The organism is Alkaliphilus serpentinus (genome assembly GCF_009017255.1).
Lineage (GTDB): Bacteria > Bacillota > Clostridia > Peptostreptococcales > Natronincolaceae > Alkaliphilus_D > Alkaliphilus_D serpentinus.
Genome location: NZ_WBZB01000022.1, coordinates 23,551 through 45,828 on the forward strand (window position 1 = coordinate 23,551; position 22,278 = coordinate 45,828).

The 22,278-nt window shown below is 35.9% G+C and carries 29 protein-coding genes, 1 riboswitch and 1 other annotated feature; of the genes, 6 read left to right on the top strand and 23 right to left on the bottom strand.

From position 1 onward, the window contains the following. Window positions 1-14: 14 nt before the first annotated feature. The 13 genes from F8153_RS07430 to F8153_RS07490 all read right to left on the bottom strand — a co-directional run bounded on the left by F8153_RS07430 (window position 15) and on the right by F8153_RS07490 (window position 11,033). Window positions 15-242 (bottom strand): sulfurtransferase TusA family protein, encoded by a 228-nt coding sequence (locus F8153_RS07430; protein ID WP_151865727.1) that lies wholly within the window; start codon window positions 240-242, stop codon window positions 15-17. A 10-nt stretch (window positions 243-252) separates the two neighbouring features. Continuing rightward, window positions 253-951 carry a YeeE/YedE family protein gene (locus F8153_RS07435; protein ID WP_151865728.1) on the bottom strand — a complete coding sequence of 233 codons (699 nt, stop codon included), beginning with the start codon at window positions 949-951 and terminating at the stop codon, window positions 253-255. Window positions 952-1,116: 165 nt separating this feature from the next. Continuing rightward, window positions 1,117-1,827, bottom strand: a complete 711-nt coding sequence (tatC, locus tag F8153_RS07440) for a twin-arginine translocase subunit TatC (protein ID WP_151865729.1) — start codon at window positions 1,825-1,827, stop codon at window positions 1,117-1,119. A gap of 15 nt (window positions 1,828-1,842) precedes the next feature. Further along, complete coding sequence (locus tag F8153_RS07445) at window positions 1,843-2,031, bottom strand: twin-arginine translocase TatA/TatE family subunit (RefSeq protein ID WP_151865730.1); 189 nt, start codon at window positions 2,029-2,031, stop codon at window positions 1,843-1,845. 217 nt (window positions 2,032-2,248) lie between these two features. Continuing rightward, complete coding sequence (locus F8153_RS07450) at window positions 2,249-3,271, bottom strand: molybdopterin-binding protein (protein WP_151865731.1); 1,023 nt, start codon at window positions 3,269-3,271, stop codon at window positions 2,249-2,251. 229 nt (window positions 3,272-3,500) lie between these two features. Continuing rightward, window positions 3,501-4,157, bottom strand: coding sequence for a 3-oxoacid CoA-transferase subunit B (locus tag F8153_RS07455; RefSeq protein ID WP_151865732.1), 657 nt, complete (start codon window positions 4,155-4,157; stop codon window positions 3,501-3,503). Then, complete coding sequence (locus F8153_RS07460; protein ID WP_151865733.1) at window positions 4,157-4,810, bottom strand: CoA transferase subunit A; 654 nt, start codon at window positions 4,808-4,810, stop codon at window positions 4,157-4,159. Before F8153_RS07460 ends, F8153_RS07455 begins: the two co-directional genes overlap by 1 nt. Window positions 4,811-5,065: 255 nt before the next feature. After that, a complete protein-coding gene (locus F8153_RS07465; protein WP_151865734.1) occupies window positions 5,066-6,430 on the bottom strand; it encodes a sigma-54 interaction domain-containing protein in 1,365 nt (454 codons plus the stop codon). Between the two features lie 36 nt (window positions 6,431-6,466). Further along, entirely contained in the window at window positions 6,467-6,850 is a 384-nt protein-coding gene (gene panD / locus F8153_RS07470) for an aspartate 1-decarboxylase (protein ID WP_151865735.1), read from the bottom strand. Window positions 6,851-6,853: 3 nt separating this feature from the next. Continuing rightward, window positions 6,854-7,699, bottom strand: coding sequence for a pantoate--beta-alanine ligase (panC, locus tag F8153_RS07475; RefSeq protein WP_151865736.1), 846 nt, complete (start codon window positions 7,697-7,699; stop codon window positions 6,854-6,856). Window positions 7,700-7,799: 100 nt separating this feature from the next. Further along, on the bottom strand, window positions 7,800-8,639 hold the full coding sequence (panB, locus tag F8153_RS07480) for a 3-methyl-2-oxobutanoate hydroxymethyltransferase (protein ID WP_151865737.1): 840 nt from the start codon (window positions 8,637-8,639) through the stop codon (window positions 7,800-7,802). Further along, the gene (locus F8153_RS07485; protein WP_192929711.1) at window positions 8,636-9,508 is read right to left on the bottom strand and encodes a Rossmann-like and DUF2520 domain-containing protein; all 873 of its coding nucleotides are present in this window, start codon (window positions 9,506-9,508) and stop codon (window positions 8,636-8,638) included. The genes panB and F8153_RS07485 overlap by 4 nt, the downstream gene beginning before the upstream one ends. Before the next feature lie 271 nt (window positions 9,509-9,779). Further along, window positions 9,780-11,033, bottom strand: coding sequence for an MFS transporter (locus tag F8153_RS07490; protein ID WP_151865739.1), 1,254 nt, complete (start codon window positions 11,031-11,033; stop codon window positions 9,780-9,782). 275 nt (window positions 11,034-11,308) lie between these two features. Here F8153_RS07490 and F8153_RS07495 point away from each other — a divergent pair, with 275 nt between their 5' ends. Then, a complete protein-coding gene (locus F8153_RS07495) occupies window positions 11,309-12,130 on the top strand; it encodes a DegV family protein (protein WP_151865740.1) in 822 nt (273 codons plus the stop codon). Between the two features lie 69 nt (window positions 12,131-12,199). On the opposite strand, the gene F8153_RS07500 is transcribed toward F8153_RS07495, so the two are convergent. Then, complete coding sequence (locus F8153_RS07500; protein ID WP_151865741.1) at window positions 12,200-12,706, bottom strand: hypothetical protein; 507 nt, start codon at window positions 12,704-12,706, stop codon at window positions 12,200-12,202. A 386-nt stretch (window positions 12,707-13,092) separates the two neighbouring features. Between F8153_RS07500 and F8153_RS07505 the strand changes: the two genes are divergently transcribed. Continuing rightward, a complete protein-coding gene (locus tag F8153_RS07505) occupies window positions 13,093-13,302 on the top strand; it encodes a hypothetical protein (RefSeq protein WP_151865742.1) in 210 nt (69 codons plus the stop codon). Here F8153_RS07505 and trmB read toward each other — a convergent pair. Further along, a complete protein-coding gene (gene trmB, locus F8153_RS07510; protein ID WP_151865743.1) occupies window positions 13,292-13,924 on the bottom strand; it encodes a tRNA (guanosine(46)-N7)-methyltransferase TrmB in 633 nt (210 codons plus the stop codon). The genes F8153_RS07505 and trmB overlap by 11 nt on opposite strands. A 244-nt stretch (window positions 13,925-14,168) precedes the next feature. After that, window positions 14,169-14,849, bottom strand: a complete 681-nt coding sequence (locus tag F8153_RS07515) for an MgtC/SapB family protein (protein ID WP_151865744.1) — start codon at window positions 14,847-14,849, stop codon at window positions 14,169-14,171. Window positions 14,850-14,995: 146 nt separating this feature from the next. On the opposite strand from F8153_RS07515, the gene F8153_RS07520 reads away from it, so the two are divergent. The 3 genes from F8153_RS07520 (at window position 14,996) to F8153_RS07525 (ending at window position 15,994) form a co-directional block, all read left to right on the top strand. Next, entirely contained in the window at window positions 14,996-15,268 is a 273-nt protein-coding gene (locus tag F8153_RS07520; protein WP_151865745.1) for a hypothetical protein, read from the top strand. A gap of 65 nt (window positions 15,269-15,333) precedes the next feature. After that, window positions 15,334-15,467: riboswitch (cyclic di-AMP (ydaO/yuaA leader) on the top strand. Between the two features lies 1 nt (window position 15,468). Further along, a complete protein-coding gene (locus F8153_RS16055; protein ID WP_192929712.1) occupies window positions 15,469-15,627 on the top strand; it encodes a hypothetical protein in 159 nt (52 codons plus the stop codon). Window positions 15,628-15,703: 76 nt separating this feature from the next. After that, complete coding sequence (locus tag F8153_RS07525; protein WP_151865746.1) at window positions 15,704-15,994, top strand: cell wall hydrolase; 291 nt, start codon at window positions 15,704-15,706, stop codon at window positions 15,992-15,994. A gap of 46 nt (window positions 15,995-16,040) precedes the next feature. Here the strand turns inward: F8153_RS07525 and F8153_RS07530 are convergent, their stop codons facing one another. The 4 genes from F8153_RS07530 to F8153_RS07545 all read right to left on the bottom strand — a co-directional run bounded on the left by F8153_RS07530 (window position 16,041) and on the right by F8153_RS07545 (window position 18,911). Beyond that, complete coding sequence (locus tag F8153_RS07530; RefSeq protein ID WP_151865747.1) at window positions 16,041-16,754, bottom strand: DUF881 domain-containing protein; 714 nt, start codon at window positions 16,752-16,754, stop codon at window positions 16,041-16,043. Between the two features lie 204 nt (window positions 16,755-16,958). After that, window positions 16,959-17,141, bottom strand: a complete 183-nt coding sequence (locus F8153_RS07535; protein WP_151865748.1) for an alpha/beta-type small acid-soluble spore protein — start codon at window positions 17,139-17,141, stop codon at window positions 16,959-16,961. A gap of 67 nt (window positions 17,142-17,208) precedes the next feature. Continuing rightward, window positions 17,209-18,204, bottom strand: a complete 996-nt coding sequence (gene trpS, locus F8153_RS07540) for a tryptophan--tRNA ligase (protein ID WP_207707701.1) — start codon at window positions 18,202-18,204, stop codon at window positions 17,209-17,211. Window positions 18,205-18,253: 49 nt separating this feature from the next. After that, window positions 18,254-18,469: a binding site (T-box leader), on the bottom strand. A 238-nt stretch (window positions 18,470-18,707) separates the two neighbouring features. Continuing rightward, window positions 18,708-18,911, bottom strand: coding sequence for a hypothetical protein (locus F8153_RS07545; protein WP_151865750.1), 204 nt, complete (start codon window positions 18,909-18,911; stop codon window positions 18,708-18,710). 145 nt (window positions 18,912-19,056) lie between these two features. On the opposite strand from F8153_RS07545, the gene F8153_RS07550 reads away from it, so the two are divergent. After that, window positions 19,057-20,871 (top strand): heme NO-binding domain-containing protein, encoded by a 1,815-nt coding sequence (locus F8153_RS07550; RefSeq protein WP_151865751.1) that lies wholly within the window; start codon window positions 19,057-19,059, stop codon window positions 20,869-20,871. Window positions 20,872-20,931: 60 nt separating this feature from the next. Here F8153_RS07550 and F8153_RS07555 read toward each other — a convergent pair whose 3' ends face one another. From F8153_RS07555 to F8153_RS07565, 3 genes are all read right to left on the bottom strand, one after another. After that, window positions 20,932-21,165: a glutaredoxin family protein gene (locus tag F8153_RS07555; protein ID WP_151865752.1), complete on the bottom strand. Its 234-nt coding sequence runs from the start codon at window positions 21,163-21,165 to the stop codon at window positions 20,932-20,934. 97 nt (window positions 21,166-21,262) lie between these two features. Further along, window positions 21,263-21,802 carry a D-glycero-alpha-D-manno-heptose-1,7-bisphosphate 7-phosphatase gene (locus F8153_RS07560; RefSeq protein ID WP_151865753.1) on the bottom strand — a complete coding sequence of 180 codons (540 nt, stop codon included), beginning with the start codon at window positions 21,800-21,802 and terminating at the stop codon, window positions 21,263-21,265. Between the two features lie 4 nt (window positions 21,803-21,806). Then, a complete protein-coding gene (locus F8153_RS07565) occupies window positions 21,807-22,049 on the bottom strand; it encodes a hypothetical protein (RefSeq protein ID WP_151865754.1) in 243 nt (80 codons plus the stop codon). Window positions 22,050-22,278: the final 229 nt, after the last annotated feature.

The following is a 22,278-nucleotide window of genomic DNA, read 5'->3' on the forward strand; positions in this document are numbered from 1 at the left end:
CCCTTTAGCATCCTTTATCTTGCCTTTTCAATATAAATCTCCCATTCCCCTTCAGATATCTCTATATAGTCAATATAATGCCCTTGCTTTTTGGTCCATTCAACAACATTTTTAATAGAGCAATTATGATCTGTATGCATAATTAATACGTCCCCTATACTCATCTTTTCTAGTTGTTTTAAGGCCTTTAACAATGGGATGGGACACGCCTCAAATAAACAATCTAACTTATACTCTGCCATAATACTCCTCCTACATAGATGACATGATACTATTCTTTTTGTCGAACCAATCCGCTACAAAATAAAGGCCAACCAATACTATCAGCTGTATAATCAGGGAAGGAAATAATCCCAAATACTTTGGTATATAGATTGTCTTAGATTTTGAAATTAGAATTTTGTCCCAAAATTCAAAATGCCTTGCTCCCATAGTTGCACCAATGATAAAGCCAATTAAAACTACAATTTGCAGGATATAGCCCTCTCCAATCCTCATTAGAGTTCCAGAAGCACAGCCTCCGGCTATAACCATTCCAACACCAAATAATATTGCCCCTAGGGCCGTATGCAAACCTACTGGTTTTAGTTGTCCTGGAATATTTTCCAGCAGGTGAAGACCATGAATTTCAATTGTATTATATTGAATGATGAAGAAACCCACAGTTGAGATGATAAGAGCTATCAGTATTGCCTTTAACAAAGAGGTACTTCCTACCATAATTGGATCTCGAAAGCTGGCAGCAAAACAAAAGCGGGATCTTTGCATTGTAACCCCTATTAAAATACCAATAATCCAAAAGCTACTAAAGCGTAGATTATAGTTTAAAAGGGCTAAATAAATAACTAAAGCTAGTAATGTTACACCAATACCATAGGGTGTTTGATTTTTTTTCTTTTTGTTTTCCATCTGCCTCTTTTTAATAAGCTCTTCAATTTTATTTGATGTCATTATATCAACCCTCCTATAGTTACCATTGTCAAGTTTATTGTTAGTTAATTATATCACATACTGCTCCTTATTTAATAAAAATTATTGATTAAGAAAAAAATACCAATATCTTCATAAGACAAAAAGGAGTTCCTATGTATAGGAACTCCTAGCAATCTGTTATTTTTACTTGTTCTTTCTCTTATAGATAAAGCTGGATATGATGATACTAAGTTCAAAAAGCAAAACCATTGGTGTTGCCAATAGTATTTGAGATACAATATCCGGCGGCGTTAGAATTGCTGCAACAATAAAGATAATCAAAATAATAAACTTCCTAGACTTTCTTAAGAAAGTAGGATTTACTATATTAAACTGAGATAACATCATTACTAATATTGGCAACTGAAATGTTAAGCCAAAGGATAATAGCATAGAGCCCACAAAGCTGATATAATTTGCAAAGGAAAAAAGAGGCTCAATGTCGTCCCTAGACATTTTTATAAAAAATTCAATCGTTAATGGCACGATTCCAAAATAGGCAAAGGCTGCCCCTAGTAGAAAAAAAACCATCGCCAATATATTGGCAAGTACTAGATAAAGCCTTTGCTTTAGATCTAGTCCTGGCAAAACAAAACGCCATATTTGGTATAAAACGATGGGCAAAGTTATTATTAAGCCCGTAAGCAGAGATATTTTAATGTAGGCTAAAAATAAATCGGGAGGACTTAAATAAATAAACTTTAATTCCTTAGCTGGCATAATGATATAATCTACTATTTTATCAACATAGAAATAACTTATGACCCCACCCATTATAAGAGCTATGGCTATTATAATAATTCTCTTTCTTAATTCTTCTAAATGACCTACTAAAGAAAGCTTCTTATCTTCCATTGTGCTATCCTCAGTTTACTTATCTGATTCTTTTTTTTCAGCTTCACCCTTAACCCCTGAGGTTATTTCTGATGTGTGGCTTTTAAACTCTCTAATACCCTTTCCTAATGCTTTTCCGATTTCGGGCAGCTTACTTGGACCAAAAACCACTAGGGCAATCACTAATATTAAGATTAATTCAGGTGCACCTAATTTACCAAACATAAATTTATTCCTCCTTGGATCTTCTTAATTAATAAGTTTGATAAAATTATACCATACTTTTTATAGAGTGTAAGAGTATAATTCTGTAAGAACAAGATCCATATCCACGATTTTAATTGGATTACCCCAAGACAAATAGCCTAATTCAAAGCCTTCATCCCATTACCAAAAAAAACTATAGAACAAAACCCTTATATTCTATAAGGAATCCTTATATTTAATATTTTCCAAAATGACAGTTGGGGTAGGTACAATCATCACATTTTAGACATAGACCCCCATAACCCAATCGAGAGATATCCCTTCTAACTATTCTCTCACCGGCAAAAATCTTTGGCAATAAAATATCAAAGGCTGTGGTATGGGAAAACATCACACATCCCGGCAAACCAAATATGGGTATCTCATCTAAATAGGCCACCATCAACATTGACCCAGGTAAAACTGGTGATCCATAGCTGATAACCTCTGCTGCTGTAGCTTTGATTGCACCCGGAGTTTTATCATCTGGATCCACTGACATTCCCCCCGTTACAATAATTAACTGAGCTCCTGCCTCCTTAGCTTTAAGGATTGTTGTCTTAATAGTATCCAAATCGTCGGGAACAATTTTTTTTATTATAATATCAGAGTTAAAGGTCTTTAATTTTTTCTCAACTACTGGACCAAATTTGTCTTCTATTAAACCTTTATATACCTCTCCACCGGTAACAATTACCGCTGTCTTCAATCTTGTAAAAGTCTTAACAGATATTAAGGGTGGTCTTTTCTCCAGGATCTCCTTTGCTGAATGAAGCTTTTCCTTGTCTATAATTAGGGGGATTACCCTACAGCCACCTATAAGCTCATCCTTATTTACTACTCTATCCCCCTGAATTGTGGCTATACTAATATCTCCTAGATCATTTACCTCCTCCAACAAATTTCTATCGATTTTTAATAGCCCCTGATATTTTGCCTTAATATTGATTTTCCCTTCCCTTGGCTCAGTAAAATAGATCCCCTCACCAGCCATCATTTCACCTAAAAAAATCGATGCATCATCTTCATGAAGCTGATTTTCTTTTATATCTAATATATATATATTTTCTTTACCTATTCTCAGTAAATGGTCTATGTCTTCTTCTCCAATGACATGACCCTTTTTAAAGGCTACACCCTTAAATTTTCCTGGTACGATCTCTGTAATGTCATGGGCAATGATCTTGCCAACGGCCTCAGTTGTTGGAATTGTTTTCATAATAACACCTCGTTTTTTATATAGAATGCTTATAATAATTTTACACCTTTGGCGAGGGTTTTGAAATTAAAAAATGTAATTTCTCCTTAGAAAACTAAAAGTTTGTAGTAAAGTAATAAGTCTGGCAAGAAGTCAGACTTATGGTTTATGATTTAATTCTATTAGTGAATTTTTCAAATACCTGATGAAATTGTTAAAAACCAAGATTTCTCTTTAATAGGTTATAGGGTTATTCTGCGACTTCCATAATCTTCAGATTCTCATCGATTATCAACTCAGCCTCTGTAGCATTTTTGATATCCTCTATCGTAATATCTGAGGCAATTTCCCTTAATACCAATCCCCCTTGGGTAACCTCCATAACCCCCATTTCAGTAATAATTAAATCCACTTCTCCTTTAGCTGTTAGGGGCAGAGTGCATTTTTCCAATATCTTGGCCCTGCCTTTTGCAGTATGCTCCATTGCCACAATTACCCTCTTGGCTCCAACTACAAGGTCCATAGCCCCTCCCATACCTGGAACCAGCTTACCAGGAATCATCCAGTTGGCCAGATTACCCTCTTTATCAACCTGAAGGGCCCCCAATACTGTAACGTCAACATGACCCCCTCTGATAATACTAAAGGACATAGTGCTATCAAAGAAGGCAGCACCCCTTTTAGCTGTTACATAGATACCACCAGCATTAACCAAATCCTTATCAACCTCAGCTTCCCCTGCAATAGGGCCCATACCTATAAATCCGTTCTCCGATTGAAGATGAATTTCCACATCATCTGGAATAAAATTTGCCACCATAGTGGGTAAGCCAATACCAAGATTTACAACATCTCCATCCCTTAGTTCCTTTGCTACCCTCTTTGCAATTCGATCTCTAATATCCATTAGCCTCTCCCCTTTACTATATAATCTACAAAAATTCCAGGAGTTACAACATTACTTGGATCTATTTCACCTGCTTTAACAATTTCTTCTGCCTCAACAACAACTAAATCAGCAGCCGTAGCCATAACAGGATTAAAGTTTCTAGTGGATTTGTTGTACCAAATATTCCCCTTCTCATCAACTTTACTTCCCTTAAGCAAAGCTAAATCAGCCTTGATGGGGAGCTCCAAAAGATAGGTTTTCCCATCAACTAAGATCTTTTCCTTCCCCTCTTCCACCATTGTTCCTATGCCAGTGGGTGTTAAAAAGCCTCCTAATCCAGATCCAGCAGCTCTGATCTTCTCAACCAGAGTTCCTTGAGGAATCAGTTGAACCTCTATTTCTCCTGCATTCATCTGTCTTCCTGTTTCTGAATTTGTTCCTATATGAGAGGTTATAACCTTCTTAACCTGCCTGTTAACCACCAGCCTTCCGATTCCCTTATCAGGAAAGCCAGTATCATTACAAATAATCACTAAATCCTTTACATTCTTTTCGATAAGGAAATCTATCAATGATTCTGGGGTTCCATTAGCTAAAAATCCCCCAATCATCAAGGTCATTCCGTCCTTTAGAAATTCTGATAAAGCTTCCTTAGAAATGATTTTCTCCATTTTAAAGCCTCCTCTTAATTTTTATACTACGAATATTTGCAAAAATCATACCATAACAATGAAATTAAATAAAAAAAGCATTTCATCCAGCAATAGTAGGGGATAAAATGCCTATTAACAAAAAAAGTTAGGGAATATGGTCTATTCTATTATACAGAAAATCACCTATTCGATGCATAAACACATCATGTAAGCTAGTTTTCTTTAGTTTTTAAGGGTTTTATTCAGATGCGTTTTAGCATCACTATTGATGCATTAATCCATCATTTTCATTCCATACTTTTGAAGTTTTCTCACCAGAGTTGATTGATCAATTCCGAGGGCTTTGGCTGCCCTTCGGGTGGTCTTATTGACAACTATACTTTCTCTTAATAGCTTTACTTCCAACTCCATCAGTTGCTCCTTTAGGGACCCCTTCCCTTTATCGGCCAAGAGAGGCTTATTCTGAATTATCGCAATATCCTCAGCAGCTATCACATTTCCATCCACAACCACCGCCAGCCTCTCTATGGTGTTTTCTAGCTCCCTTACGTTTCCTCTCCATTGGGACCTTTCCAATGCCTCTAGGGCTCCTTTAGATAACCTTTTATTGAGGCTGTATTTTTTATTAAAAAGATCCATAAAATATCTTGCTAGGGGCTGGATATCCTCTACTCGATTCCGCAATGGGGGTATCTTTATACTTACCACATTCAATCGATAGTAAAGGTCCTCTCGAAAAAGACCGGTATCAATGGCTGTTTCTATGTTCTTATTGGTAGCAGCAATCACTCTGCTTTCGATAGCAATTGATTTAGTAGCTCCAATGGGGATTACCTCTTTGTCTTGGATCACCCTTAGGAGCTTTGCCTGCAGATGGGTTGGAAGTTCTGCAATTTCGTCTAAAAAAATGGTTCCGTTGTTGGCCATTTGGAATAGTCCAGCCTTTCCATCCTTTTTTGCTCCTGTAAAGGACCCGTACTCATACCCAAATAGTTCACTTTCAAGTAGAGTCTCTGGGATGGCGGCACAGTTTACCTTAATGAAGGTTCCCTTTACCCCACTGGCCTTATGAATTAAATTGGCGATAACATCCTTACCCACACCCGATTCGCCTAGAATCAATACATTGGAGGTTACCTTGGATGCTTTGAGGGCCAATTCCACCACCTTGTCCATGGCAGGACTATGAAAAATGAAATCAACCTCCTGTTGAAGGGAAGATGCCTTTGGTCCTATGGTCTCGTTTTCTAAGCTATAGATCTCCGTTAAATCCCATACATTATTGACAATCATTTTAATCTTACCGAAGGAATCAAAAACCGGAACCCCCTTAGCCAAAAGACGTTTTCCTGTATTCACAGTGTACATCACCGTTGCAGGTGCCTTTAGCTTTAAAACCTGGAGGCTAGCTGATTGTGAGAAAACCCCCTCCTTCACCAATTCCTCCATGTTCTTTCCTACCAGGTCCTCCTTCTTAAGGCCAGACATTCTTTCATAGGTTTTATTGACACGTAGGGTTTTACCTGATCCATCGGTTATATAGACGCCATCACAGAGGTTTTCGATAATATCATTAAGCTCTTCATTTTTTTCAATTACCTCTTTCAACTGATTGACCAGCTCCTTTTTAGCATCCATAGGATCCCCTCCCCTTTGTAACTATATCATCAATAATTATAAAACTTCTCCGTGATGCTCCTCATCCTTAAGCTCTATTATATCATTATCATCATCTAGAATAACAACCTTTGGTTTAAAGGTTTTTAACTCCTCTTCTCCGATCCAGCAATAGGCAATAATAATCACCATATCTCCAGGCTGTACAAGCCTTGCTGCTGCACCATTTAAACAAATCACCCCGCTATTTCTCTCACCCTTTATTACATAGGTCTCGAATCTAGCTCCATTATTATTATTAACAATTTGAACCTTTTCGTTTGGGTAAATCCCCGCCGCCTCCAGCAGGGCTTCATCAATTGTAATACTTCCTACATAATTTAGATTGGCTTCCGTCACAGTAGCTCTATGAAGCTTTGATTTAAACATATTTAACAGCATTTTTTAAACCTCCACAATTATATTGTCAATTAATCTAACCTTCCCGACTTTTACTGCAAGGGCAATCAAAACCCTACCCTCAATAAAATCCATCAGCTCTAATCTAGGAAATGAAACAGCCTCTACATATTCTGGCTTTAGGAGGGGTTCTTCAGAAAGAAGATATCTAATCATTTTCTTAATCTTTTCTATATTCCTTTCTCCCTTTTCCACTGCCTCCTTAGCATGAAAAAGACTTCTAGATATCATAAGAGCAGCTTTACGATCTTCATCACTGAGATACACATTCCTAGAACTCATAGCCAGTCCATCAATCTCTCTGATGATGGGGCATGGAACAATTTCTATATCCATAAATAGGTCTTCAACCATTGTTTGAATTACAGCCACCTGTTGAGCATCCTTCAGACCAAAGTAGTTTCTGGTTGGACTTACTATTTGAAAGAGCTTATGAACAACGGTTGTTACTCCTTTAAAATGGCCTGGCCTAGACCCTCCACAAAGAATATTTGTAATATCTGTAACTTCAACATAGGTTCGATAGCCCATTGGATAGATCTCATCAGCCGAGGGATGAAAGATATAGTCACCACCGGCTTCCCTTGTAAGCTGGCTATCCCTGTCAATATCCCTTGGATATATATCAAAATCCTCATTTGCTCCAAACTGAGTAGGATTCACAAATATACTTACAACAACAAGATCATTTTCTTTTCTAGCTCTCTCAATTAAGGACCTATGACCCTGATGTAAATACCCCATGGTTGGAACAAATCCAATGGTTTCTCCCAGAGCTTTATGGTTTTTTACAATTCCCTTCATTTCCTTTACGGTGGTAATAATCTGCAATTTCAATACCTTCCTTCAATAATTTATCTACTATAATTTGCTTCCATATTTGGAAGCTACAATAATTCAACATTCAACATTTAACATTCAACATTAGCTCTTAAGCTTTTAAATTAATTTTATCCAAAATTGCCTCATCAATGGTGAAGGTGTGCTTTTCTGCTGGAAAGGCTCCTTTTTGAATTTCTTCTTTAAATGCTGCAACAGCCCCTTTAATGTCTGACCCTACATCACAATATTTCTTAACAAATTTCGGACTAAAGTCACTAAACATCCCCAACATATCCTGAGTAACCAAAACCTGTCCATCACAGTATTTACCCGCTCCTATCCCTATAGTGGGAATGTCTATGGCTTCGGTAATGATTTTTGCTAGCTTTTCTGGTACACACTCTAATACTATTGAAAATACCCCAGCCTCCTGTAATAGCTTTGCATCCTCAAGAATTTTTCTAGCTTGAACCTCGTCCTTGCCCTGAACCTTGAAGCCCCCCATCATGTTTACCGATTGGGGAGTTAATCCAAGGTGACCTACTACAGGTATTTGTGCCTTTACTAAGGCCTTTATTTTGTCTACAACCTCAGTTCCGCCTTCAAGCTTTACAGCATGGGCATTGGCCTCTTGTATCATTCTACCTGCATTCTTTATTGTTTCTTCAACACTAATATGATAGGAAAGAAAGGGCATATCTGCTATTACCAGCGCTCTCTTACAGCCCCTTGCCACTGCCTTAGTATGATGGATAATATCCTCCACCGTTACCTGCAGGGTGTTTTCATAGCCTAAAATCACCATTCCCAAGGAATCACCAACAAGTATACTATCTACTCCTGCCTCATCCAAAAGCCTAGCAGTAGAATAATCATAAGCTGTCAACATTGATATTTTTCTTCCTTCTTTTTTACTACTTAAAAAGGATGCAGTTGAAAATCTACTCATACAATCTCCTCTTTCCATAATTTATTTAAATCCTCAATAGCTACCTCATCCTTCAGCCTACCCTTCTTGGCAAGGGAAGTGGTTTCCCTACCCAAAAACTTATAAAATTCCAGCTTATTTGGAAGCTTTTCCTCAAGCTTGTCTATATGACTTTTTATGGTATGAACATCTCCTCTTACGATGGGCCCCGTCAGGGCCTTTATGGTGCCAAGATTTTTAATATTATTCATGCTTCCAGTTATCAAAGGATACAAGGCGTCAAAACCAACATCAGCATCTATTCCTGCCGCTGTTAGTAGGCTTATTCCTAAGTCCATCAGAGTCACCAAATAATTTGAAACAACGCAGGCAGCCCCATGGTATAGAGCCTTATCCTCCCCTTTAAGTGTAAAAAATTTATTGCCACAATCCTGGATAAGCTCCAATAATATTTCCTTAGCCTCATCATCCCCTTCTATACTAAATACAGTTTCCTTCAAATCTAAAACTGCCTTTTCAATATTGGCAAAGGCCTGTAGGGGATGTAGGGATGCAATATAACAACCCTCATCTTTAGCTTTTGTTAGCAACCGAGAAGAATGGGCCCCACTCATATGAATTAATAGCTGACCTTTCTTCAATTTTCCTGTTTCAGATAAGCTATTGGCCACCTCTTCAATGGTATCATCCGGGGTGGTAATGAAAATAGCATCAGAGGCCTCAACAATGGCTTCAAGACTTTCAAATTCGAGAGAATTTGTAAAGTTAGCAGACTCCTTAGCAGATTTTAAACTTCTGCTATAATAGCCTACAACCCGATATCCATTGTTTATTAAGTATTTTCCGAAGCTCTTCCCAACCTTACCTCCACCAATAAATCCAATATCCACAATCCTTCCCCCCTCATTTAACGATAAATAACAAAAACCTCTTCCATGGTTATCACAGAAAAGGCATGTAAATAAAATACACCTATTTGAGGATTCAAAAAGGTGCTTAGCATCGATTTTATTTGTCTTTTCTGTCTCAGTCCCCATGGCTTAGAGCAGAAGTAATATAATTTTTTATAATTATTGAACTTTAAAAGGTTTAGCTCTCTAGCTGAGTAGCCATCCTAACTTGAGTTTACCATATATTATATTTATATTCAAGACAATAAGATTATAGTGCTCTTTTCATAACGAAGGACTTTCTTCCGTCTAAACCTCTAAAGGCAAAATAATAGTATATGGCGGAGGTTGCATAGAGGGTTCCTGCTAGATAGAAAATCCATTCATAACCATAGCCATCTATAATAATCCCGCTGAGTCTTGTACAAACAGCCCATCCAACCTGAACAACGGCTTGACTCAAGCTGTTGGTTAAGCCCTTTAGATTTTCTGGAACCTCCTCCATCATAATGGTTGAGGAGATGGGTCCACTGGCATTCATGATCGCTTGCCTTATTAAAAAGGCAATAATGGCAATCCAAAGAATACTCGTATCCCCCAGCATGATCATAAAGGGTATTGATAAAATTTGAAGCATAAAGACAGTCTTAACCTTTCCCAGCTTTGATGCTAGAAAGGGCCCCATCATCACTGCAATGATTGTGGAAGCCTGCCCGGCGGAAATAATAAAGCCTATGGTACTACTGTTTAAGCTAAATTGATTCTCAAAATAAACATTAGAAAAGGGTACAAATAGACCCGCACCAAAGCCTACTAACCCACTTGAAAATATGAGTTTAGACATAAGCCTCCAATTGTTTTTGGAGGTTATATTTTTTACAAACTCAGGCCATTGATTTTCTTTCTTGGAACCCTTGGATTTAATCTTGCTCATAGGAATCAGAGCCAGCAAACTAAAGGATGCTGCTATCAACAGAGTAATCCTTTGACTCTGATCTAGGGTATTCACCCCCAGCTTTATCAATAATAACGGTAAGCTACCTCCGATTATACTACCCACCATAGAGGAGAATATCATTAAAGCAGTATTTACGCTAAAAATTCTAATTCGGTTTTCCTTTGTTGTATTTTCCATTAAAAAGGGAGCATTACTAACCATAAAAAAGGAGTTAAAGATCCCCAGCGTAAAGCTGAACAACAATAATTGTCCTTGACTAAGGAATAAGGCCCTAAAAATCTGACAAAGGGCAGTTACAAAAATACCTGTCATCATAATATTTTTTCTGCCTAATCGATCACTAAAAAATCCTACAGGAACTAAAAATATTGCGCTGGCTAGGGCTGTCATGGAAATTAACTGCCCCATAAAGGCTTTATTAAAGCCAATTTCTTGAAGGTACAAATTATACAAGGTGGAAATCATGCCATTGCCTAAGTTATTAAGTAGTACTACAGCAAAAATCCATTTTATATTTACAGGTAATATCCCTATGTCTGCCTTTAGTCTTCCGAGAAGTCTTTTCATTAACTCAGCCCCCAAATTATTTCGAAAATCTAAATATACATCCTTATATAGGATAAACCTAATAATTCTAAAAGTCAATAGATCTTTTTAAGGCTGATATAAATAGTACATATTCACTATCTTCTAGGCTTCTTACGATATTCTATGGTAGGAGTTATTAAATGAATGGTTCTAGAAATACTATTTGTTAGTAGCACTTTTAAATTATAACTTTACAACAGGTATTAGTACCTGGTATTATTATTATATACTATTATTCGTAAGGAGATGATATAATGATCCAAATAGTCACCGATAGCACCGCTTACTTCGAAAGGGCCGAAATGGAGAAATACGGATTGAAAATTGTTCCCCTTTCAGTGAACTTTGAAAACACTGTAAGTGATGAGGGCTTTCCAGGGGAATTTGACGAATTTTTTAATAGACTTGCTGTATCTAAGGATTTTCCTACCACCTCCCAGCCTTCTGCTGGCGCCTTTGCTGAGGTGTATAAAAAAGCCATCGAAGAAGGCAAAGAAGTGATTACCATAACCCTCACAGCCAAGCTTAGTGGTACATATAATAGTGCCATTACTGCTGCAGCCTTAGTTGACCAATCTAAGGTTACGGTAGTGGATTCTGAAACAACTGCAGCCAATTTAAAGGAGCTAGTTATGATGGCCCTTGAACTTTCCAATAATGGATTGTCAAGAAATGAAATAGTGAATATCTTAGAATCTCAAAAGAAGAGAATGGGTGTAAATTTAACTGTAGGAACCCTTGAATATTTGAAAAAGGGTGGACGTCTTTCCAACACCGGGGCCCTTATAGGGAATCTTTTGAACATTAAGCCCATTATCGCCTTAAAGGATGGTAAGCTTGTACCGGTAGGAAAGGTTAGAGGTAGAAAAAACGCCATAGAAAAGATCAGCGAAGGGATTCCACAAGAGGTTAAAACCATAAGCATCTGTCATATTTTTGCCCTTGAGGAGGCTACTGAGATTAAAGAATACTTTATAGACAAATATCCCAGTGCTACTATAAACCTAGAGGTTTTAGGACCAGTAATTGGCGCCCACCTTGGCCCAAAGGCCCTTGGAGTTTTATATAGTTACTAGCTAATAGTTCTTCCTCCAACAGAACTAGAATATAAAACGATAAAAATCGAGTAGAGGAAATAGTCCCTTCTACTCGATTAGTTTTTTTATCTTAAATATTATATCAGTAGTATCTTTCTCTCGAATCCTAAACCTTTGATATCCTAAGTAACAGTAATTTTCACCTTGATCAAGAAGATAGTAAATTGAAAAGATTTTTTGTTGAAGAAACTTTAGGGAGCTTAGGATTTCATCATTTTCATTTAAACTGAAGGAAAAGGTAGCCTTTTCTTTATCAACAATCAGAGTAAGGAAAAGGACCTCTCCTGTAATTGATAGCTTGCAGCTAATATCATTTAATATCCAATTTAGGTCCCTCTCACCCTCACATTCCATATAAAAGGCAGTTTTGTCATATTGAAAAAGAAAATAAATTTCAACATCTTCTAAAGGGGCTCGCCTATAGCTATTGGGGAAATTGAGTATTGTGCCTTTGTTAATAACCTCCATGGGCTTAAGCTTTAGAAGGGGATTTATGCTTTCCAAAACAGCCTTGTTATGGGTAGTGTCTAATAAATTATTGAATGTGTTCTCCATAGCTTCCCATCCCCCTTTAATATGTATATTCTATTTTCCCACATATAAAGACATTTTTCCTGCCTTAATTCTGATTTATGCGAACAAAAGCAATTCATGCGTTAATACTTATGGTTAAAATGCTTTTGTTTTCCAGAGAACCCATGCGTTCTCTAGGACACTTCGTTGTACTCTCCTTATTTTTATAAGGGGGTTACCCCCTTAAAATCCCCCATTTAATAGGTAAAAAAAGAGAACTTTCCTATTAAATAAAAAAGGTAAATATTAATTTACTACAATAAAAGTTAAAAAAATTTAACTAAATTTATGCAGTATTTTAACCTACTTAGAGTGATTTTTTAGTATTATTTATATATCAAAAGTATTCATCTTGAGGAGCCAGTTATATGACAACCTTACAAGCAGTTATAAGATTAAAAGAGATTAAAGAGACAATTGAAAACTACAAGATCCCCTCCGACCTTCTGGTTAACATCCAACAGGAATTTTTATCTTTGAAGTCCCAGCTACTGAGTTCTAGTTTTGCCTTCGAGGGTGTAATTGGTCTAATAGATGAGGTTGAAGCTAAGTTAAATAAGGCTAAGATTATTCATTAATTCCAACACATTTATATATAGCCTTCCCCATTCTAAAAAACTTTTCTTCATACTCTGTCATAATATTTTCAAGGTCTTTTTCCTTATGGAGGTCATAGATAACCTCCATAAGCTTTAGTCCACACCTTCGCATCTCATCTAAAGTAAACTCAAATAATTCTAAACCATCGGTTTTAAAGTGTATTTCACCTTTTGGGGGTAAAATCTTTTTATATTTAACTAATAGACTACTATGGGTTAGCCTTCTTTTTTCATGGCGTTTTTTCGGCCACGGATCGCTAAAGTTTAGATAGATTCGTTGAATTTCTCCCACTAAAAAAAAATCCTCTATTTCCTCAGCAATGGCTTTGGTTAGCAGTAAATTATTTAAGCCTTTTTCTTCAACTTCCCTTGCGGCTTTATATAGCAATTCACCTGACTTTTCTATTCCTACATAGTTGATGTGGGGGTTCTTTTCTGCTAATGTCATGATAAACTTCCCCTTCCCCATACCTATTTCAATATGTATAGGGTTTTCATTATTAAATCGTTTTCTGAAGCTACCCTTGGATTTTGTTGAATCCACGAAAAAGCTGAATTCCCTTAGTAAATTATCTACTCCTGGTATATTTCTTACCCTCATATGTATAACCGGTCCTTTCAGTATTATAAACCAGTGAAAAGTTAAAAATTAAAAGTTAAAAGTTGCAGTGAGATAAGGCCAATTACAATTGAGCCTTATTCTCATGATATTGTTGTTTATCAGCTATTTCCCAATGAAAACAACATACCACGAAGGCATATTTATAATTTTCAATTCTAAATTTTGCAATTTCAATTTTCCTACCTTCTACTATATCACTTCTTCTAAGATAAAGTATACCTTATTAAATAATCGTGATCTTTCTTATACCCTTTGTATCCTTTAAGATGATGGCTATATCTTCCTTATGGAATTCATGTTGTTTGTTACCTTTGGACTTAACCTTAAGGGTTAATAATGCTGTTTCGCTTTCCTCAGTCATCATATCCAAAGAAACCTGTATAATTGAAATATCGTTCTTACCTAAGGCTTCTGCTACCCGGCCCAATTGGCCGGGAACATTGTCAATAGTCAGCTGTATGGCAATGATACTTCTTTTGTCGGGTATATAAATTTCTAAGTGGGTAAAAACCTTAAGGGCCAATAAAACAGTAATGGTTGCTATAATGGCTCCAGTATAAAATCCTGCACCTATGGCTAATCCAATGGCAGCAACTGTCCATAGACTAGCTGCAGTAGTTAAACCCTTAATAGTATTGCCCTCTCTAATAATTGTCCCAGCTCCTAAGAAGCCCATTCCACTTATAACCTGGGCCCCTAGCCGCGCCGGATCAATATCGGAGTAATTCCTATAGTTTCCGTATAGATGTAAGGAAAGAAGCATCACTAGCGAAGCCCCTATACACACCAATATATGGGTTCTAAAACCTGCAGCTCTCCTAATGCTTTCCCTCTCGATGCCTACTAATCCCCCTAATATAACAGCCAATGCCAATCGAATAATTATTTCATTTACAGATAACATATCCTTCACCTAGCCTTGTAGATGGTTTATAATAAATATATGTGTATTTAAAGTATTTGCTTCTTTTTATTTGCAATTACAAAAAATAAAAAAATCTTTGTTCATATGAATTTATAAATTTTTTAATATAGAAGGGGGAAAATATAATGGATTATATAGATACTGGGGGATTTTTGTTATGGGAATGGCTAAAAACGCTCATTATTTTTTCTGTAATAGATATCCTATTTATCAAGAAAAAATTTAGGGATGTTATAAAGAGTCCTGATACCTTTATATCCTCTTTGATTGTTGCATCTTTTTTGTTAATCATCCGTGGACAGCAGCATTTCTCAATAGGTCTTTTTGTTCTATGGACTATAGCTTCCATTATTCTTTATCTAATACTAAAAATTTTGTATAATATGTTTATGCGATAATTAGTTGTTATTATTTTCCAAATTAAACTTACATTAACATCATATTTTCATTTTAGCCTGTAAAAAATATAAATGAGCCGAAAGTTTATTAAAATAAACTGCGGGGGACCCAAAAATGGGGTGAATCGTCTATTATGACGTAGGCTATTTCCCAAGCCGAACCCGACAGCTAACCTCGTAGGCTACAGGGAGGGTTTAAAATGAAAAAAAATCTGTTAATGTTGGCTCTATCCTTTATGCTGATTGCACCTAGTATACAAGAAATAAATGCCTATAAGGATTATGGCTCTGATTTATTGATTTTAGAGGAAACCCGAGAGGCAACCCAATCAGAGGCTTATCTCAGGCATTACAGTTAGCGGTAAATACTATTCTTCCCACGAAATCTATCTACTAGCAAAGATTATCCATGCTGAAGCAAGAGGCGAAGATGAAATGGGTATGATTGCAGTAGGTGCAGTAGTCCTTAATCGTGTAGGCTCAGGTGAATTTCCAAATAGAATAGAAGAAGTAATATTGCAACCAAAACAATTTAGCTCAGTTGATGATGGTCAATTTCAGCTAGAACCTAATGAAGTGGCCTATAAAGCAGCTTTTAAGGCTCTAATGGGCAATGATCCAACAAAGGGATGCTTATTTTTTTACAATCCCCAAATTGCAACAGCGGGATGGAGCTTTAATAGGGAAACTGTTGTTGTCATAGGTGACCATCATTTCACAAAGTAGATAAAAAAACAACAGATTGAAATATCTGTTGTTTTTTTATCTACATTTATCCTTCATTAGGAACTGTTTTATAAAATTGTATGGGTTTTTCCTTAGTTACCTTGGGTATTTCCATGTTTTCACTAAAATCGATTTTACTTTCTATTCCATCGTTAGACATTAGGCTAAATATCAATGTTCTATATTCAACATATCTCTTTAATGCATTTACATCTCCTATGGCACCAACTGTATAGGGTGGTGATATGGGCATACCATTGACATTTATGTGGTTTCCTGCACGAATAATTTCACTTCTAGCAGTAATTCGATTATCATTTATGGTTATAACCTCAGCACCAAAAACCCTTAATTCATTCACTAAGTTTATCAGGTACCTTTTATCGTCTATTACAGGAGCAATATTTACTCCCTCTTCTCCTTCAATGGTTATGATAATCCCAGGCCCCGTAACCGCCATATGTCCACTTAACAACTTAAATTGATTTACATCAGCCCTTAACTTCTTTAGTGGAATACTTTCTGTAGCCCTCTCCTTCTCAAATTCTTCAACTCTAGCTTCTAATTCTTGAATATTTTGTCTCATTTCCTTATTATTCTTTCTTAGAGCGTTGATTTCACTTATGTCAGAATCATTGTTTATATTATTATTAAAGCTATTGGGCTGGATTTTTTCGTGGGTATTTAATTGTATCCCTACAAGCAAACCAAACAATATAAAAAAAACCATTAATGTTAAATGTACAATTTTATTTTTCAAGGTTACACTTCCTCAAGTTATATTATCTCTTATTCCTTCTATTGTACCAAATGGTGAAAGAAAACGTCAAATAACAAAAGTATTTCATTAATTAAATATTTTAGGTGAAATTGCTTTTGTTTTCCAGGGAACGCCCCCCTTAAGAACCTCCCATTTTATAGGACTTAAAACGAACTTTTCCTATGAAAAAATAAAATAGGAAGGTTAAGACCTTCCTAAATGTGTTAAAGACTTCTCTGCTTCCTCTACCATTTTTTTAACCATGTTGCCGTCAACATAGCCTGCTCTAGTCTCGTTTTCTAAGCCTAATTCCTTTGCAATCTCTTCTTTAAATGAATTTAGAGCCTGACGAGCCTCAGGTACTACAGGCCTTCTATTGTTATTCATAAATATCACCTCAAGTATAATATACCTTCTTATTAAATAATTTATTATTGGTATATTATTCATGTTATTATTTGAGGGTTATCAGTCCCAAGCTTTCCCTTACCTCCCTCATGGTGGTCTCAGCCATTTCACTGGCCCTTTCGGCTCCCTTTGTATATACAGACACAACGTAATCTAGATTATTAGTATAATCTTCATATCTTGTCTTGAAGGGTTTTAAGGTCTCATTAACCACCTCTGCTGCCTCAGTCTTTAATGCTCCATAGCCCTTTCCTTCAAAGGATTCCACCACTGCTTCTATGCTTTTACCACTCAGGGTAGATATAATGGTTATCAGGTTTTTAACTCCTGGCTGATGATCACTATAGGCTATTCTTCCTTCATTATCAGTTACAGCCCTTTTAATTTTCTTAACAATAACATCCTCAGAATCCATTAGGAAAATAGTGCCATTGCTATCTTCATCTGACTTTGACATTTTTTTAGTTGGATCTTGAAGGCTCATGATTTTAGCCCCCACCTTCGGTATATGATGCTCCGGCACGGTGAAGGTATCACCATAAACCTGATTAAATCGAAGAGCGATATCCCTAGTCAGCTCTAAATGTTGTTTTTGGTCCTCTCCTACAGGAACAACATCTGTTTTGTATAAAAGAATATCTGCTGCCTGCAGCACTGGATAGGTGAATAGACCTGAGTTAATGTTATCCTTATGCTTATCTGACTTCTCTTTAAATTGAGTCATTCGGCCCAGCTCTCCCATATAAGTATAACAATTTAGAATCCATGATAATTCTGTATGCTGAGGAACATGGGATTGAAAAAATAATATGTTTTTCACTGGATCTAAACCACAGGCTAAATATTGTACTAAAAAGGATAAACAAACTCTATTAAACTCCTTAGGGTCCTGCCTAACGGTTAAAGAATGTAGATCAACAATGGAATACAAGCATTGATATTCCTTTTCTAAAGCTTTCCAGTTTTGAATAGCCCCAATATAGTTTCCTAGGGTCAAACTTCCCGTTGGTTGTGCACCACTAAATATAATCTTCTCCTTCATTATATAACCTCCCATCAATTTATTAAATAAAAAACTCCTCATCTCTAAATTAAGAGACGAAGAGTATTCTCCGCGGTACCACTCTAAATTGTGCCTAAGCACCCCTTATTGGTTTAATAACCTATCCTTCTAACGGAGGATTGCCGTCTAGCTTTTAACCAGCACTCATAAGTCCATTCAAAGTAGGATTTAGTTCGATCTTCCACCATCATCGACTCGCTATTATAAATTGCCTACCTCTACTATTCTCAATCATCGTTTTATTATTTTGAATTATATAATATTGGAAAAGTTCTTGTCAATATGATAATTTTAATAATTCATGTTAAATGTTGAATGTTAAATGTTGAAATTATTGTAAATGAAGAATGTAGAATTTAGAATGTAGAATTTATGGTAAAATTTGAAGAACAAAGTTCAATTTTTAGATTATTTAAGCTTGGGATTTTATTTTTATTATTTCTCAATTCTCAATTCTCAATTCTCAATTCTCAATTCATTTATTATTCCTCAAAATGATCCTCTATATCCATAAGTTCCTTTTCTAGTTCTTCTACCCTTTTTTCTAGCTTTACGATCCTTCGAAGGAGCTCATCCTTTGGGGTAGATCTACCAAAATACTTAAGCAATAACACAGTAATAATCACAGGCACACCCATTAATAATAGGACTACAAGAATACTAAGGAATTGATATATCGTAGACAAAGGATCGCCTCCACCCATTATAATATCTTAAATTATATCATAAATACTTAAAAACATAAAAAATAATAGTTTAAAACCTATAATAAGTGCTATTATATAATAGACGACATTATTCTACAAATTTCACAATGGAAGGAGCTGTGCTATGAAGGGAACGGTAGTTTCAACTTGGCTAAAAAGCCTTAGAGGGATTTATGGTGATGAGGTAATAAATAATGCAATTAAATCAGTTGCATGGAATCAGGATAGAATCATTAGCCCTTTAGAGGATATAGTGGATTCGGAAATATTTAGGATCTTTGATTATATTTCCAAGGAGGTTAAAGAACCAGTTGCTAATATATGGCGGAAGGTTGGTAGGGAAAATATTTATACCTTTCAAAAATGGTTTCCTTCATATTTTAAAAGATATAGCCTTAAGGGTTTTCTGATTATGATGGATGATGTACATACTCAGTTAACTAAAATAGTCAAAGGCGCCAATCCTCCAAGAATGTATCCTAAGGAAATAAACGAAAAAGAAATAGAAATTACCTATATATCGAAAAGAGGCTTATTCGATTATTTCATAGGACTTCTAGAGGGCAGCTCAAAGTATTTTCAAGAAAAGCTTGAGTTAGAAATCCTTGAAAAGGGTAAAACTCATGATGATAAACACATGATGAGGGTGAGAATAAAGCTGGAAAAAACCCCCGATAGAACCATATCGTCACCGGTAAGCAAACTGTTAGGCTTAGGTTTTATTAAGAGTTTGCCCTTTAAGATCAGTCTTTCACCTGGAATCCTAGTATTTATTATAGCTTATTATATTAATGGTACAGAAAATATTTTGGATAGTTTGCTGATATCAATTGTCTCAATTATTTCAACCTTTACAGTTTCCTTCCTTACCCTTAAACCCTTTAAACTAATTAAGGAGGAAGTGGCTAAGCTTCAGGAATATGATTTCGCAAGCAAAACATCCATAAAAAGCCATGATATTTCCCAAGAAATAATTGAAACCCTAAATACCTCTAAAGATGTGGTTAAAAAGGATTTCCTCTTTTTAAAGGGTGGTACTGATGATATGAATAACTATGTTAAGGAATTTTCTGATATAGCCTCCCACATGAAGGATCTATCGGATTCTATATCATCTGTTGTACAGGAGGTTGCCTTAAGTGCAACCAATCAAGCAGAGGAAACCGAAAACGCCGTTGTCATATTAGATGAATACATAACTACTTTAAATAAAATTGTTAAAGAAGAAACTGAGGGTAAGGATCTTTTAGAGGATTCTGTCAGCAGCTTGAAGGGTTCCTATAATTCTATAAAAAATGTAAATCATATGATTAATAATGTTAAAAATAATTTTTCCAGTGTGAATCAACAGGGAAAGGACCTTGCAACCCAAGCCTCTAAAATCATGGAAATAAGTGCTACTGTTGAAGCAATTGCTGATCAAACCAACCTTCTGGCCCTAAATGCTGCCATTGAAGCTGCTAGAGCAGGTGAAGCGGGTAAGGGCTTTACAGTTGTTGCAGATGAAATAAGAAAACTAGCAGAAAATTCTAAGGAGTCAGTTCACCATATAAATGATAATTTGATTTTCTTTATTAATCAAATTGAAAAGTTTGTAAGGGACATTCAAGAACAGTATCACCAGCTTGAATCCAGTAATGAAACCCTTGATAAAGTCACCATTGACAATGAAAACTCTACCCAACAGATTATAAATGTTGCCAACGTCATCGTAAAGCTCATCAATGAATTATCAGCTGAAACTGCAAGGCTAACAGGAGTGGTTGAAAATATTCACTCATTAGCAGCCATTGCCGAGGAAAACTCCGCTTCATCAGAGGAAATGAGTGCAAGTGTTACTCAATACTCAGATAAGGTAAAGGATTTATCACAGCAGATTTCTCAGCTAGAATCCCTTATTAATAGCTTTAGAAACGAGTTAAAAAAGTATAAAATATAAAAGGTATATAAAAAGAATCAGAGATTACCCCTCTGATTCTTTTCTAATTAAAAAATTTTTCTACTCTGCTAAAAGACCTTCTATTTTACCCTTATCGAAGCCCACAACTGCTTCTCCGTCGATTTCTATCACAGGAACTGCCATAATTCCTTTTTTCATGAGTTCTTTTCTAGCAACTGCATCCTCTTGTACATTTTTTTCTGTGTACTCAACACCCTTTTCCGAAAGATACTCTTTCGCTGTATGGCAGTGGGGTCATGTATTGCTGGTGTAAATGATTACTTCCTTTGCCATGATTCACTCCTCCTTTATAAGATGTAATAGTTAAGTATTATAGACATTTTGTCTTCTTACACAATTTTAACATATAATCTCTCAAAACCCAAATTTTTCAGCGGGATTGTCTTATAATTTCTTTCACAACAGCTTCAAGATCAACTTCCCTATTCATATTTCGATCTTTAAGTTGGGATTCGTTAATGGTAGCCCTTGGGTCATAGGCTCCTATTTTTGCAGTATAACAATTGGCCTTTATACCAGCTGTTATATCTGTATCTCTATCCCCCACCATCCAGCTACAACCCAAATCTATATGATATTTTTCCGCCAATTTAAATAGCATACCAGCCTCCGGCTTTCTATATTTACTGGGCCTTTTAAAGTCAGGGCAATACTCAATATCCTTTATGACACAATAACCTTCTAGAAGTTCCCTTAAACGAAGATGTATATCATAGAGCATCTGGTGGGTGAGATGACCTAATTCAATCCCCCCCTGATTGGTAACCACAAATATATCGAAGCCCGCTTCATTGGCTAAGACCAAAGCTTCCCTCACTCCATCATACAAATTTAAATCTTGGGGTTTATTTACATGCTTTTTGTTATCATTTAGAACGCCATCTCTGTCAAAAAATATTCCCTTATTCATCATTTTATTCTCCCTGAGATCGAGATTGGGGTTGGTTCTGAATAAAATATTTTTTAATTCCTTGTCGAATTTCTCTCCTAGTAAAGAGTGGATCTCCTTGTTCCTTCACATTTTGGTATTGAATGAGCTCAATAATTGCATCAATATTAAATTTGTTTATTTCATCAACGCTATTAAAAAAGCCCCTCTCTTCATCTAGTTTTTGAATAAAGTCTACTATTTCAAGTTTGATGTTTGCAGATACCATAATAAGTACATTCCTTTCTGGTAAAATCAGAATTAAAAATGAAAAGTTAAAAATGAAAAGTTATGGTCAAAATAACGTTTTATAAATATCATTATTTAAATAATCTGCTTACAAATAGTTATATAGCTATTATGTAAATAAATACCATGCATAAGAGTATCAACTAGTTTTTCATTTTTCATTTGGCACTTTTCACTATTGATCACTGTACTTATTTTACATCAAGAGG

Coding starts and splice junctions, on each gene's coding strand:
- F8153_RS07430 (WP_151865727.1), bottom strand. CDS start 242: ATGGCAGAGTATAAGTTAGATTGTTTATTTGAGGCGTGTCCCATCCCA.
- F8153_RS07435 (WP_151865728.1), bottom strand. CDS start 951: ATGACATCAAATAAAATTGAAGAGCTTATTAAAAAGAGGCAGATGGAA.
- tatC (WP_151865729.1), bottom strand. CDS start 1,827: ATGGAAGATAAGAAGCTTTCTTTAGTAGGTCATTTAGAAGAATTAAGA.
- F8153_RS07445 (WP_151865730.1), bottom strand. CDS start 2,031: ATGTTTGGTAAATTAGGTGCACCTGAATTAATCTTAATATTAGTGATT.
- F8153_RS07450 (WP_151865731.1), bottom strand. CDS start 3,271: ATGAAAACAATTCCAACAACTGAGGCCGTTGGCAAGATCATTGCCCAT.
- F8153_RS07455 (WP_151865732.1), bottom strand. CDS start 4,157: ATGGATATTAGAGATCGAATTGCAAAGAGGGTAGCAAAGGAACTAAGG.
- F8153_RS07460 (WP_151865733.1), bottom strand. CDS start 4,810: ATGGAGAAAATCATTTCTAAGGAAGCTTTATCAGAATTTCTAAAGGAC.
- F8153_RS07465 (WP_151865734.1), bottom strand. CDS start 6,430: ATGGATGCTAAAAAGGAGCTGGTCAATCAGTTGAAAGAGGTAATTGAA.
- panD (WP_151865735.1), bottom strand. CDS start 6,850: ATGCTGTTAAATATGTTTAAATCAAAGCTTCATAGAGCTACTGTGACG.
- panB (WP_151865737.1), bottom strand. CDS start 8,639: ATGAGTAGATTTTCAACTGCATCCTTTTTAAGTAGTAAAAAAGAAGGA.
- F8153_RS07490 (WP_151865739.1), bottom strand. CDS start 11,033: ATGAAAAGACTTCTCGGAAGACTAAAGGCAGACATAGGGATATTACCT.
- F8153_RS07495 (WP_151865740.1), top strand. CDS start 11,309: ATGATCCAAATAGTCACCGATAGCACCGCTTACTTCGAAAGGGCCGAA.
- F8153_RS07500 (WP_151865741.1), bottom strand. CDS start 12,706: ATGGAGAACACATTCAATAATTTATTAGACACTACCCATAACAAGGCT.
- F8153_RS07505 (WP_151865742.1), top strand. CDS start 13,093: ATGACAACCTTACAAGCAGTTATAAGATTAAAAGAGATTAAAGAGACA.
- trmB (WP_151865743.1), bottom strand. CDS start 13,924: ATGAGGGTAAGAAATATACCAGGAGTAGATAATTTACTAAGGGAATTC.
- F8153_RS07515 (WP_151865744.1), bottom strand. CDS start 14,849: ATGTTATCTGTAAATGAAATAATTATTCGATTGGCATTGGCTGTTATA.
- F8153_RS07520 (WP_151865745.1), top strand. CDS start 14,996: ATGGATTATATAGATACTGGGGGATTTTTGTTATGGGAATGGCTAAAA.
- F8153_RS16055 (WP_192929712.1), top strand. CDS start 15,469: ATGAAAAAAAATCTGTTAATGTTGGCTCTATCCTTTATGCTGATTGCA.
- F8153_RS07525 (WP_151865746.1), top strand. CDS start 15,704: ATGGGTATGATTGCAGTAGGTGCAGTAGTCCTTAATCGTGTAGGCTCA.
- F8153_RS07535 (WP_151865748.1), bottom strand. CDS start 17,141: ATGAATAACAATAGAAGGCCTGTAGTACCTGAGGCTCGTCAGGCTCTA.
- trpS (WP_207707701.1), bottom strand. CDS start 18,204: ATGAAGGAGAAGATTATATTTAGTGGTGCACAACCAACGGGAAGTTTG.
- F8153_RS07550 (WP_151865751.1), top strand. CDS start 19,057: ATGAAGGGAACGGTAGTTTCAACTTGGCTAAAAAGCCTTAGAGGGATT.
- F8153_RS07560 (WP_151865753.1), bottom strand. CDS start 21,802: ATGAATAAGGGAATATTTTTTGACAGAGATGGCGTTCTAAATGATAAC.
- F8153_RS07565 (WP_151865754.1), bottom strand. CDS start 22,049: ATGGTATCTGCAAACATCAAACTTGAAATAGTAGACTTTATTCAAAAA.